Origin of the sequence: Pseudomonas sp. NPDC087615, from assembly GCF_044743445.1 — a bacterium.
Lineage (GTDB): Bacteria > Pseudomonadota > Gammaproteobacteria > Pseudomonadales > Pseudomonadaceae > Aquipseudomonas > Aquipseudomonas baetica_A.
In genome coordinates this window covers 1-12,623 of the sequence record NZ_JBIUWM010000029.1, presented here as the reverse complement: position 1 = coordinate 12,623, position 12,623 = coordinate 1, and the positions used below count along the sequence as shown (strand labels likewise).

The window sequence follows — 12,623 nt, the reverse complement described above, 5'->3', positions numbered from 1 at the left end:
TCTCAGCTATATCTCGGTGTCAGTCAGACCGATTTCGCGAGCAAGCTCGCTCCCACAGGGGAACGCATTCCAATGTGGGAGCGAGCTTGCTCGCGAAAGGGCCCTGCGCTACACCGCCGATTTCACGACAGAAGGCTGTGCCCGCATCACGCACACCCCGTAATAAATCACCCCACCCAGCGCCGAACCGGTGAACCAGCCGTAACTGTAGAACCAACTGAACGCATCGCTGCCCAGCGACAGCACAGTCAGCGCCACCGGCACGCCGAATGCGAGGAACCCGGCCCAGTTCCACGCCGGATAGACGTCGTCGCGGTACAACCCGGCCAGATCCAGTCGTTGTTTCCTGATCAGGAAATAATCCACCACCATGATCCCGGCAATCGGCCCGAGCAGGCTTGAGTAACCCAGCAACCAGTTGGAGTAGACGGACTCCAGGCTGACATCGGAAACGATCCAGCCGAGTTTTTTCAGCAGTTCATGGGCCATCAGCGCGAGGCCGACAACCCCCGTCAGCAACACGGCTTTGGTGCGGTTGATCACCTTGGGGGCAATGTTCTGAAAATCGTTGGTTGGCGAAACGATGTTGGCGGCGGTGTTGGTAGACAGCGTGGCGACGATGATCAGCGCCATGGCCACCGCCACCCACACCGGGCTCTGGATATGGCCGATCAACGTGACCGGATCGGAGACCGTGACGCCGACCAGTTTGACCGACGCGGCGGTCATGACCACACCGAGTGCCGCGAACAGAAACATGGTCAACGGCAGGCCGATGATCTGCCCGAGAATCTGATCCTTCTGGCTCTTGGCGTAACGGCTGAAGTCAGGAATGTTCAACGACAGCGTGGCCCAGAACCCGACCATGGCGGTCAGCCCGGCAGCGAAGTAACTGACCACGCTTGCCCCCTCTGGACGCTTGGCCGGGATCGCCATCAGCTCGGTCATCGATACATTGGGCATCGCCCACACCAGCAAGCCGATGCCGACCGCGACCAGCAACGGCGCAGATAAGGTTTCCAGCCACTTGATCGACTCGGCACCGCGGATCACCACCCACAGGTTCAACGCCCAGAAAATCATGAAGCCGATCACCTCCCCGGTTCCGCCGAGGGATTTCCAACCGTCGAACACCGAACCGAGAAACAGGTGAATGGCCAACCCGCCAAACATCGTCTGAATGCCAAACCAGCCACACGCCACCAGCGCACGAATCAGACACGGCACGTTGGACCCAAGGATGCCGAAAGATGAGCGCAGCAACACCGGAAACGGTATGCCGTACTTGGTGCCGGGGAACGCATTGAGGGTCAGCGGGATGAGCACAATAAGGTTGGCAAACAGAATCGCCACCAGCGCTTCGCCCACCGAGAGGCCGAAATACGCGGTGAGCACGCCGCCCAGGGTGTAGGTCGGCACGCAGATCGACATACCGACCCACAACGCGGTGATGTGCCATTTGTTCCAGGTTCGTTCGTGCACCTTGGTCGGTGCCATGTCGTGGTTGTAACGGGGACTGTCGAGGACGTCGCTGCCGGCTTCGAGTTCAAACAAGCCGTCGCGCTCGGTCACTTGCGATCTGTTCTGTTGCATGGCCGCTCCACTGTTCTTCTGATTATTTTTTGCTCATCAGGCGGCTGGCGTATGAACGCGCAAGCCGGACGATGGCCGGAGGAACTGACAACTTTCAGGCACCGGCCATGGTGTCAGCGGCGGCATCAATAAACGTGCCGGGTACTCCGCTTGCCCCTCGCGCCGTGCTTCAAACGTTGTGCAACTTTCTGATATTCATCAGTTTTAATTATTCACCCGAGGTGTCCGGAAAAACTTGTCTGAGCGCTCAGGCTAAACACTTGGCAAGTAGGCCGAATTGTCAGGACTCAATCTGGTGCACTGCATTTTTTTCTTCATGAGCGATCAACCGCAGCTCAACTTCAAGCGGCTGATTTCACATAAGAAATCTTGACCATATTTCCATCCTGTCAAGTGCGTCAAAATGGTGAGCGGCCTCACCATTTTGGTGATTTTTGTTTTTTATTCTTATTTTTCAATACTTTATATAGGCAATAAGCTTATAAAAAATTATCTTGAACTATTGCAAAACTGCGACTAGTTTCTATTCCTGACAGCGATGACAGGAATACACCGATCAACGCTGTACATCAATAAAACATCTAGAACCGACACAAGTCGGTCATGCCTGCGAGGAACTCGGAATGTCTCTGTTGATCCGTGGCGCCACCGTTGTTACCCATGATGAAAGTTACCGCGCCGACGTCTATTGCGCTGATGGCGTGATCAAAGCCATGGGTGAAAACCTTGATGTTCCCGCCGGTGCCGAAGTGCTCGACGGCAGCGGCCAATACCTGATGCCCGGCGGCATCGATCCGCACACCCACATGCAACTGCCCTTCATGGGCACCGTGGCCAGTGAAGATTTCTTCAGTGGTACGGCGGCCGGCCTGGCCGGTGGCACCACGTCAATCATCGACTTCGTGATTCCCAACCCGCAGCAGTCGCTGATGGAGGCGTTTGATCAGTGGCGCGGCTGGGCGGAAAAATCCGCCTCGGACTACGGCTTTCACGTTGCAATCACCTGGTGGAGCGAGCAGGTGCGTGAGGAAATGGCCGAACTGGTCAGCCATCACGGGATCAACAGCTTCAAGCATTTCATGGCTTACAAAAACGCGATCATGGCCGCTGACGATACCTTGGTGGCGAGTTTCGAACGCTGCCTGGAACTGGGTGCAGTGCCGACCGTCCACGCGGAAAACGGCGAACTGGTTTATCACCTGCAACGCAAGTTGATGGCGCAGGGCATTACCGGGCCGGAAGCGCATCCTCTGTCGCGTCCTTCGCAGGTCGAAGGTGAGGCGGCAAGTCGCGCCATTCGTATCGCCGAAACCCTTGGCACGCCGTTGTATCTGGTACACGTTTCAACCAAAGAAGCCCTCGACGAAATCACCTATGCGCGCAGCAAGGGGCAACCGGTGTACGGCGAAGTGCTCGCCGGGCATTTGCTTTTGGATGACAGTGTCTATCAACACCCGGACTGGCAGACCGCCGCCGGTTACGTGATGAGTCCGCCGTTCCGTCCGCGTGGTCACCAAGAGGCGCTTTGGCACGGCTTGCAAAACGGCAACCTGCACACCACCGCCACCGATCACTGTTGCTTCTGCGCCGAGCAAAAAGCCGCCGGGCGCGACGACTTCAGCAAGATTCCCAATGGCACCGCCGGCATCGAAGACCGCATGGCCGTGCTTTGGGATGAAGGCGTGAACAGTGGGCGTTTGTCGATGCAGGACTTCGTCGCCCTCACCTCCACCAACACTGCAAAAATCTTCAACCTCTACCCGCGCAAAGGCGCGATTCGCATCGGAGCCGATGCCGACCTGGTGCTGTGGGATCCGCAAGGCACCCGTACCATCTCCGCCAAGACCCACCATCAGCAGGTGGACTTCAACATCTTCGAAGGCAAGACCGTGCGCGGTGTGCCCAGCCATACCGTCAGCCAGGGCAAAGTGGTCTGGGCCGATGGCGACCTGCGCGCCGAGCGTGGTGCCGGGCGGTATATCGAACGACCGGCGTATCCGGCGGTGTTTGATTTGCTGAGCAAGCGGGCTGAGATGCACAAGCCCACTGCGGTGAAACGCTGAGAACCAGGCCTTCGGCCTTCCCGAGCAAGCCCGCTCCCACAGGGGAACGCATTCCAAATGTGGGAGCGGGCTTGCTCGCGAAGGGGCTGGTCCAGACACCACAAAAACCACTGCCCATCAGAGGCAGAGCACCTCAATAACCGTGAGGCAAAAAACCGTGATCGAGACCCTGAACCATCTACCGCATCCGCACGAAAGCGCAGCCGCCCTCGCCGGCCACTTCACCGATCTGGCGCCGCCGCTCAATGCCCGGCAGGCGCATCTGGAAGCGTCGCGCTGCCTGTATTGCTACGACGCGCCCTGCGTCAATGCGTGCCCGAGCGAGATCGACATCCCGTCGTTCATCCGCAATATCCATCAGGACAACGTGCCCGGCGCGGCGCAGAAAATCCTCTCGGCGAACATCCTCGGCGGCAGTTGTGCGCGGGTTTGCCCGACCGAGATCCTTTGCCAGCAAGCCTGCGTGCGCAACAACGCTCAGGAATGCGCGCCGGTGCTGATCGGCCTGCTGCAACGTTACGCCGTGGACAACGCACACTTCAGCGAACACCCGTTCCAGCGCGCCGCCACCACCGGCAAACGCATTGCCGTGGTCGGTGCCGGCCCGGCCGGGTTGTCCTGCGCGCACCGCAGCGCGATGCACGGCCATGACGTGGTGATTTTCGAAGCCCGGGAGAAGGCAGGCGGCCTCAACGAGTACGGGATCGCCAAGTACAAACTGGTCGACGACTATGCGCAAAAGGAATTGGATTTCCTCCTGCAGATCGGCGGCATCGAAATCCGTCACGGGCAGAAACTCGGCGACAACCTGACTCTGAGCGAACTGCATCAACAGTTCGATGCGGTGTTCCTTGGCCTCGGCCTCAATGCCAGCAAACAACTCGGCCTGCACCACGAAGATGCGCCTGGCCTGCTCGCCGCCACCGATTACATCCGCGAACTGCGCCAGGCCGATGACCTCACACAACTGCCATTGGCTGAGCGCTGCATCGTCCTCGGCGCTGGCAACACCGCCATCGACATGGCCGTGCAAATGGCCCGTCTCGGTGCTCGCGACGTCAATCTGGTGTATCGCCGTGGCGTCGCGGACATGGGCGCGACCGGTCACGAACAGGACATCGCCAAAGCCAATCAGGTACGCCTGCTGACCTGGGCACAGCCGGAAGAAGTCTTGCTCGACGATCAGGGCAAGGTGCGCGGCATGCGTTTCGCCCGTACCGATCTGGTCGACGGTCGCCTGCAAACCACGGGCGAAACCTTCGAACTGGCCGCTGATGCAATCTTCAAAGCCATCGGCCAGGCCTTCGACAGCAGCGCCCTCACCGACCCGCTGGCTCGCGAACTCAAGCGTCAGGGTGAACGGATTCAGGTCGACGCCAATCTGCGCACCAGCATTCCCGGCGTGTATGCCGGTGGCGACTGCACCAGCCTCGACCAGGATCTGACCGTGCAAGCCGTGCAGCACGGCAAACGGGCCGCCGAGGCCATCAACGCTCAACTGATGCTCAATGTGGAGGCTGCTTAAATGGCCGATCTCTCGATTGTCTTCGCCGGCATCAAAGCCCCCAACCCTTTCTGGCTGGCCTCCGCGCCGCCGACCGACAAGGCCTATAACGTGGTGCGCGCCTTCGAGGCAGGCTGGGGCGGCGTGGTCTGGAAAACCCTGGGGGAAGACCCGGCGGCGGTCAACGTGTCGTCACGGTATTCAGCCCATTACGGCAACAACCGCGAAGTGCTGGGCATCAACAACATCGAGCTGATCACCGATCGCTCGCTGGAAATTAATCTGCGCGAAATTACCCAGGTGAAAAAGGACTGGCCGGATCGCGCACTGATCGTCTCGTTGATGGTGCCGTGCGTGGAGGAGTCGTGGAAACACATCCTGCCACGGGTGGAAGCCACCGGCGCCGATGGCATCGAGCTGAATTTCGGCTGCCCTCACGGCATGCCCGAGCGTGGCATGGGCGCGGCGGTCGGTCAGGTGCCGGAATATGTCGAGCAAGTGACCCGCTGGTGCAAGACGTATAGCTCGTTGCCGGTGATCGTCAAACTGACCCCGAACATCACCGACATCCGCGTCGCCGCCCGCGCCGCCCATCGCGGTGGCGCCGATGCGGTGTCGCTGATCAACACCATCAATTCAATCACCAGCGTCGATCTGGAACACATGGTCGCCCTGCCCACCGTCGGCAGCAAAAGCACCCACGGTGGTTACTGCGGCTCAGCGGTCAAGCCGATTGCGCTGAACATGGTCGCGGAAATCGCCCGCGATCCGCAGACTCAAGGCCTGCCGATCTGCGGGATCGGCGGCATCGGCAGTTGGCGCGATGCGGCGGAATTCATGGCGCTGGGCAGCGGCGCGGTACAGGTGTGTACGGCGGCCATGCTGCATGGTTTCCGGATCGTCGAGGAGATGAGGGACGGCTTGGCGCGGTGGATGGACAGTCAGGGTTACGCCAACATCGCCGAGTTTTCCGGGCGTGCGGTGGCCAATACCACCGACTGGAAGTACCTGGATATCAACTATCAGGTCATCGCGAAAATTGATCAGGAGGCGTGCATTGGTTGTGGGCGTTGCCATATTGCTTGCGAGGACACTTCACATCAGGCGATCAGCAGCCTGAAGCAGGCTGACGGGACGCATAAATACGAAGTGATCGATGACGAATGTGTGGGCTGCAATCTGTGTCAGATCACCTGTCCGGTGGCTGATTGCATCGAGATGGTGCCGATGGAAACAGGCAAGCCATTTCTGGACTGGAATCATGATCCGCGCAATCCGTATCACGTTTCGGCTTGAGGCTTGAGGCTTGAGGCTTGAGGCGTCTGATCTGACGCCTTCGCGAGCAAGCCCGCTCCCACAGTTGGAATGTATTTTCCTGTGGGAGCGGGTTTGTTTGCGAAGAGGCTGGCAGCCGCGCCCCACGTCTCAAGGCTCCAAGCCGATCCCGCGCAAGATCACGCTGGTCACCGTCTGCACGGCCCGCTCGAACTGCATGTCCGACAGCGGCTGGTGATCGTTGAGAATGTTCACCTGATGGTCGAAGTCGGCGTAGTGCTGGGTCGAAGCCCAGATCATGTACAGCAGGCTCGACGGTTCCACCGGCAAAATCCGCTTGTCCTCGACCCACTGCCGAATCTTCGCTTCCTTCATCTTCGCCCAGTCGTACAGGCTGGCGTCCAGCGCTTCGCCCAGCGTCGGCGCGCCGTGGATGATTTCGTTGGCCCAGACTTTCGAACCGTACGGCCGGCTGCGCGAGTGGTTCATCTTGGCGCGGATATAGCTGCTGAGCACCACACGCGGGTCGTCGAACATCTCGAAGCACAACGCATCCTGCTTCCACACTTCCAGCAGGTCGAACAGCACGGCGCTGTACAACTCACTCTTGGTACTGAAGTAGTAATGCAGGTTGGAGCGCGGCAGTTGCACTTCGGCGGCGATGTCGGCCATGGCGGTGCCACCGAAACCTTTTTCGGCGAAAACCTTTTCCGCCGCCAAGAGAATTTTCTCGACGTTACTGCGACGAATCTCGATCTTGTGATTGCCCATGTGGGCTCCCTGACAACAACGTTGTTGCAGACTAGCACCCGCTCTGCCACTGGGGCGACCGCTGAAAACAAAACTTCGTATAGACGCAGTCGCATGGCTAAACTGCCCCCTTCTTCGATCCTGCCCCAGAGGTACCTGCGATGCTGTTCAAGAACGTTCTGACCACCACGGCCCTGCTCGCCTCGCTGTTCGCCGCCTCTTCGGTATGGGCCCACGCCCACCTGAAAAGCCAGACCCCGGCTGCCGACAGCACCGTCGCCGCACCTGCGGATCTGCGCCTGACGTTCTCCGAGGGTGTGGAAGCCAGTTTCACCAAAGTCACTCTGACCAAGGATGGCGTGCCGGTCGCGGTCAAAGCGCTGACCACCCAGGACAAAGACAAGAAAACCCTGATCGTCACCCCAGCTGCACCGCTGACTGGCGGTGAGTACAAAGTCGAATGGCACGCGGTGTCCGTCGATACGCACAACAGCGAAGGCGCCTATCAGTTCAAGGTTGGTCAGTAATTCATGAGTGAAGCGCTGGTGCTGTGCCGGTTCCTGCATTTCAGCGTGGTGTTGATGTTGTTCGGGGTCTGGTTGTTCAGACCGTTGCTGCTCAAGGTCGAAGCGCGGGTGCTAGACCTTCGTACCGCGCGACTGGCCCGTTGGCTGGCGACCGTTGCGCTGCTCAGCGCCGTGGCCTGGGCGTTGCTGATCACCGCGAGTATGGCCGGTTCAACGGCGGCGGCATTCGATCCGGACACGCTTGCGCTGGTGTTTGGCAAAACATTTTTTGGTCAAGTCTGGCGCTGGCATTTGCTGCTCAACGCAGCGCTGCTGGCGTTGCTGTTTACACCCTGGCGTTCAAGCACACCCTTGCGGCTGGGGCTGAGCGCGCTGCTGGTGGTGACACTGGCGCCGGTCGGTCACGGCGCGATGCTGGAGGGTCTGAGCGGACAACTGCTGATCCTCAATCAGGCCCTGCATTTGATTTGTGTGGCAGCGTGGCTCGGCGGGCTGTTGTTGTTGCTGGTGATGCTGCTGCGCGCGCCAAGCGAACCCATGGGCCAGATCCTGCGGCGCTTCAGTGGTGTCGGCTATGCGCTGGTTGCAGGCCTGTTGATCACCGGGTTGATCAACGTTCGCGTGCTGACCGGCCAGTGGTGGCCAACACCATTGTTCAGCGGGTTCGCCCTGATTCTGTTGATCAAGGCATTGCTGGTGCTGGGAATGCTGGGGTTGGCGTTGTTCAATCGCTCGCGAAGCGAGGATTGCGAACAGCGGATCGGCGCGCTCAGACGCAGTGTGATGATCGAATGGTTGCTGGGGATCGGGGCAGTTGCCGCCGTCTCGCTGCTCGGTACCCTGCCGCCGATGATCAAAGGATGAACACTGCCCGCTCTCACAGGGGATTTTGAGCCTGATTTGTGATCGTTCCCATGTAGAGGTATTACGTATTCAGACTCGCAATCGAATCTGCCGCCCCACATATCCATCACGCAACAACATCGCCGCCACATGGGCCAATTGCTTAACATCGGCACCCTTGGCCGCCGTGATATCGAGGCTGGAGACCAGCAACACGGGAGTGCTGTCTTGCGTTATGGTTCTCCAGACATGCGAATTCGTGCTTGAGCCTTAACGGCATGCAATCCGTCGTGCGTGCGGAAGCGGTATTTCAATCAATATTATCTTTGAATGGTATACCGTCTTCGCGAGCAGGTTCGCTCCCACAAGGTGTTTGAACTCGGTCCCAGACGCCATGCCCCGCCGAGTCAGTCGCCGGTTGTAGACTGAGTGGGTGACCTTGAAATTTATGAATACTTAAGGTCACTCCACTCAGGCTGATATTGTCATTGCATCTGCTAAGTACAGATTCTCCTGCTTGAGTTTATCTTGATTACTCATAGCCGCAGGTTATCTTGGTAATGTTATAAATTATATCAAAATTGGGTGTTGGCGCTTTATCCTGAATGATTTCAATGCTGCTGTACGAGTTGTTCGTTAGTTTGGCGTTGATCGTTTGCTCGTGTGTGAGGCTGGTTATTTTTTGTGTGTGAACAATGCCTTGAGGGCCCAAGAGATTGATCGTCCCTATGACTGCTCCATCGTGGTCGGTGCCTACAACTAGGTAGGCGCTGAATTCCATTGAGAACGTCTTGAGGGGGCGGTTTTTTAAATCAATGATTACTTTGTGTTGGCCAAGTCCTGGGTTCGCGAACCCTACGCCATTGACCAGGCTTAATAAGTTTTCCCCTCCGCCGCAATAAGTTGGGTTTCCGCTAATAATTCGATAGGTGAGAGTGCTCGACTTAATGGCAACGGTCTGTCCATTTCTAAATTGTGTATCTGGGCCGAAGTTGGTGATAACAATCTCTGCTTCATTAACTGTTAGAACCCGCGGGGGCTGCGACACCTGCCCAGTCCCATACAATGCCTGGGCGGTAAAACTGTGACTTGCCACAGTCAGCCCCGAAATGGGAAGTGTCCATTCACCGGTAATGGCATCCGCTTTTGTCGGACCTTTGGAAGAGATAGTGATCGAGCGCGCGGTCGGCGGCTTCGTCGAGCTTTTTTGAATCGATGGACTCGTAGGACGATGTGGGGGCGGGTTGGGTATTGGTTTGATCATGGTGAACCTCCCAGAGTCGATGGAGCCGCCACATTTCGCTGCGAAACGAAGAGAGGTGGCAACTGTACGCGGGTTCGCAGACAGGGAATCAAGGAACCCGGCATACCCGAAGGTATCGCGCGCATAGCCGCCATGAAGCACCGTTACGATAAATCTTGAGAGCAACGATTTGGAGCGCTGTGCGCCTTGATTAATCCGGGGCTGCGAAACCCGATCACTGATTCGTCAGCGACCGAACCACAATAGAGTCCACCCCTAAAGCGCCAAAGCCGGCGGATTCTGGCGTAGCTGTAGGCAAAAACGCAAGGATTCGTAGCCTGGAAGGCGTATCGGTAGGTGTCTTTTAAACATCGTGGTTTAAAAGCTAAGGATCGCAGCGGGCGAGGGGGGGCGGTTATAGGTGCCGTGGTGGAAGAAACCCGCCACGGCAGCGCGCTTATTTCGATTTGGATTGGGCATTCAAATCTTTATTGCCAGGAGGCGTCCCATAAGTTGTTGTCTAAATAATTGCAGATGTATACGCGCTGGCCATCCTTGCTAAAAGCAACTGCGGAAGGCGAGCGGTCAGTAAGTGTGGGGCGAGCATTCAGTGTGGTTGTATCGAATATCGTGCCTTCGTAATGGTGGGAGGACTCGGCACCGTACAAGTATCTTCCATCTGGCGTGATTGCCAATCGATCTAGTTTTAATTTGGTTGGTATGCGGCGCGTAATACTATTTGTGCGAGTACTGATTTCGATTAGTTCGTTGTAATGCGATCTTGCAACATATATAAATTCCCAGTCCGGTCTTACGGCCATGGTCGAGGGATTATCTCCAGTGTCAATGGATGCGATAAGACGGAAAGTGCTGGTATCAATTACGCCAACTCCTCCCTTCGCAGTGCCAATGCTATTGTGGCTTAGAACGTAAAGGCGACTGCCGTCGGGGTTCATGAGGGACTGACGCGCGTTAAATCCTAAGTCAATGGTTTTAACAGTCTGGCCGCTGGGGGCATAAATTAATTCCAGCTTTCCAGGGGGCATAGATGCGGCGTTAACAATTACACAATAGAATTGAGTGTTATCGGTGCTTAAAGCCAAGGATGCAGTGTAGTACGTGCGACTGTATGTGCGTATAACTGTTAAGTCAGTCGCGTCGTACTCGATGATGTTGTAGTTGCCAAATAAACCATAAATGCGCCTTCCATCTGGAGAGAGCACCGTACCACTGGAGGTGCCCGAAGTTGGGACGGATGTCGTTATTGTCTGTGTCGCGAGATCGATTATGTTCAGCGAGTTATTACCTATATTGGTTGAATCGCCAAAACAGACTACATAGGCGAGCTTTCCATCGGGACTGATCGTCATGTGTCGCGGGTTTCGAATGTGTGTGATTCTCAATTCGTCTGCCACGGTGAACGTTCTGACTTCCGACTCTTTACCCGAGCCGTACAGGGCCTTGGCTTTGAAGCTGTGCGCGGCCACGCTCAGATTTCTCACTTCTAATTTCCACTCGCCATCGTCGGCATCAGCGTTCGCTATCCCTTGGGGGCTGTCGCCATCAAAGATCTCAACTTGCAGGCTGCGTGTGGCGGTGCCGCTCAGTGTGATGGCGGTTTCTACGGTGGTTCCGCCCGGTGGGATATCGGCCCCGCTCGGCGAACCCTTGACCGAGGTGATTTCAGGTCTCACATCTTCCACGGCCTTAACTGTGTAAATGCGCTTCTTGAAAGTCGTCGCCTGCCTTTCGTCTTGACTCCCCCCCAGCCCGACCTTGAACTCCATTATCAATTCACTGCCGTCTTTCAGATCCTGCAGGTCAAGGAGCGGGATCGAGTGCGTGTAGAAGCCTTGACTGATCCACGTAGAGTTGGTTTGGGAGGTCGGTGGTTGCCAGAATGTCTTGTCGTAGTTTTTTTCATTCTTGTCAGTGCCAGTCACGCGCAGCCAGACGTACTGCCTCAGCGCAATTAGCGGATAGCTGTTGACCCGCATGGTCCCGGCAGCGGTCAACGCGCTGACGTTAAGCTCGGGGCCAGCGCCGTTGTTGGCGGCTTGCGTGATCAAAGGCATACCCATCGCGGGATCTTCATCGGCAATCGGCAGCACCGCCAGACTCAAGGGCTTCGAAGGATTCGACGGTATGCCATTGCGGGTAACGATGTAGGTGACCGTCACTGCTTCATCAAGATTGAAGGCCACCACGGCATTGCTCAGGGGGATGGTTTGATCCCCTTGTATGGACACATCAATGGGCCCGACGGTTTGACTGCCCGGGCCATCGGTTCCTTTCCAGAACACGGTGATCTGGGTGCCGATGGTGTGGGGTCCTGGAATCAAGGCCGTTAAGGCATCCTTGGCGGCGAAGGGGCTTAGTGATGTGTTGTTGGGAGCCTCCTTGATGCTTGGCGGCTGAAGGATCTCCTCCTCCGTAACCTTGATGATCCATGCCTCTGATTCCGGCATCGCAGAGTAACAAGCCTTGGCCGTATACCGGCGATCCCCCATGGGCTGGTCATCCAGCGCATGTTCCCATGTGCCATCCGACTTGACGGTGAGGGTGTCCAGTACCTCGCCATCGTCGCGCAGTTCGATGCTCAGGCCAGCGCTAGCCTTGCCGCTGAACGTGAAGGCGGTCTCGGTGGTGGAGGTGTTGCTCGGGATCTCCCGATTACTCACTGAGCCTTTTACCGATTCGATGGTCGGCGGATCAAGTTTCACAGCCTCCCCCACCACAAACTCCAACGCATCCGAATAACTCGTGGTGTTGGTCGCCGCCCGCAAAATCCGGTAGTTCACCGTCACCTTTTTCCCGCGGTTCGG

At 57.3% G+C, this 12,623-nt stretch carries 10 protein-coding genes; 5 read left to right on the top strand and 5 right to left on the bottom strand.

All coding sequences use genetic code 11. From position 1 onward, the window contains the following. Positions 1 to 108: 108 nt before the first annotated feature. Complete coding sequence (locus tag ACIOU6_RS15875; RefSeq protein ID WP_221732711.1) at positions 109 to 1,593, bottom strand: NCS1 family nucleobase:cation symporter-1; 1,485 nt, start codon at positions 1,591 to 1,593, stop codon at positions 109 to 111. Positions 1,594 to 2,216: 623 nt separating this feature from the next. Here ACIOU6_RS15875 and hydA point away from each other — a divergent pair. From hydA to preA, 3 genes are all read left to right on the top strand, one after another. Next, complete coding sequence (gene hydA / locus ACIOU6_RS15870; RefSeq protein ID WP_221732712.1) at positions 2,217 to 3,656, top strand: dihydropyrimidinase; 1,440 nt, start codon at positions 2,217 to 2,219, stop codon at positions 3,654 to 3,656. A gap of 157 nt (positions 3,657 to 3,813) precedes the next feature. Next, positions 3,814 to 5,181: an NAD(P)-dependent oxidoreductase gene (locus ACIOU6_RS15865; RefSeq protein ID WP_221733595.1), complete on the top strand. Its 1,368-nt coding sequence runs from the start codon at positions 3,814 to 3,816 to the stop codon at positions 5,179 to 5,181. Beyond that, on the top strand, positions 5,182 to 6,456 hold the full coding sequence (gene preA, locus ACIOU6_RS15860) for an NAD-dependent dihydropyrimidine dehydrogenase subunit PreA (protein WP_401137723.1): 1,275 nt from the start codon (positions 5,182 to 5,184) through the stop codon (positions 6,454 to 6,456). 129 nt (positions 6,457 to 6,585) lie between these two features. Here the strand turns inward: preA and ACIOU6_RS15855 are convergent, their stop codons facing one another. After that, on the bottom strand, positions 6,586 to 7,206 hold the full coding sequence (locus tag ACIOU6_RS15855; RefSeq protein ID WP_221733597.1) for a TetR/AcrR family transcriptional regulator: 621 nt from the start codon (positions 7,204 to 7,206) through the stop codon (positions 6,586 to 6,588). A gap of 140 nt (positions 7,207 to 7,346) precedes the next feature. Between ACIOU6_RS15855 and copC the strand changes: the two genes are divergently transcribed. After that, on the top strand, positions 7,347 to 7,712 hold the full coding sequence (copC, locus tag ACIOU6_RS15850) for a copper homeostasis periplasmic binding protein CopC (RefSeq protein WP_401137721.1): 366 nt from the start codon (positions 7,347 to 7,349) through the stop codon (positions 7,710 to 7,712). 3 nt (positions 7,713 to 7,715) lie between these two features. After that, positions 7,716 to 8,576, top strand: coding sequence for a copper homeostasis membrane protein CopD (gene copD, locus ACIOU6_RS15845; RefSeq protein WP_401137718.1), 861 nt, complete (start codon positions 7,716 to 7,718; stop codon positions 8,574 to 8,576). Positions 8,577 to 8,645: 69 nt separating this feature from the next. Here the strand turns inward: copD and ACIOU6_RS15840 are convergent, their stop codons facing one another. The 3 genes from ACIOU6_RS15840 to ACIOU6_RS15830 form a co-directional block, all read right to left on the bottom strand. Continuing rightward, complete coding sequence (locus tag ACIOU6_RS15840; RefSeq protein WP_401137716.1) at positions 8,646 to 8,771, bottom strand: hypothetical protein; 126 nt, start codon at positions 8,769 to 8,771, stop codon at positions 8,646 to 8,648. Positions 8,772 to 9,087: 316 nt separating this feature from the next. Next, a complete protein-coding gene (locus tag ACIOU6_RS15835; protein ID WP_401137714.1) occupies positions 9,088 to 9,819 on the bottom strand; it encodes a hypothetical protein in 732 nt (243 codons plus the stop codon). Positions 9,820 to 10,286: 467 nt separating this feature from the next. Then, positions 10,287 to 12,623: YncE family protein (locus ACIOU6_RS15830; protein ID WP_401137711.1), on the bottom strand; the 2,337-nt coding region annotated here is incomplete at its 5' end.

Bases quoted from the DNA above. Each gene is read 5' to 3' on its own strand.
- copD (WP_401137718.1), top strand. From the start codon at position 7,716: ATGAGTGAAGCGCTGGTGCTGTGCCGGTTCCTGCATTTCAGCGTGGTG.
- hydA (WP_221732712.1), top strand. From the start codon at position 2,217: ATGTCTCTGTTGATCCGTGGCGCCACCGTTGTTACCCATGATGAAAGT.
- preA (WP_401137723.1), top strand. From the start codon at position 5,182: ATGGCCGATCTCTCGATTGTCTTCGCCGGCATCAAAGCCCCCAACCCT.
- ACIOU6_RS15855 (WP_221733597.1), bottom strand. From the start codon at position 7,206: ATGGGCAATCACAAGATCGAGATTCGTCGCAGTAACGTCGAGAAAATT.
- ACIOU6_RS15835 (WP_401137714.1), bottom strand. From the start codon at position 9,819: ATGATCAAACCAATACCCAACCCGCCCCCACATCGTCCTACGAGTCCA.
- copC (WP_401137721.1), top strand. From the start codon at position 7,347: ATGCTGTTCAAGAACGTTCTGACCACCACGGCCCTGCTCGCCTCGCTG.
- ACIOU6_RS15875 (WP_221732711.1), bottom strand. From the start codon at position 1,593: ATGCAACAGAACAGATCGCAAGTGACCGAGCGCGACGGCTTGTTTGAA.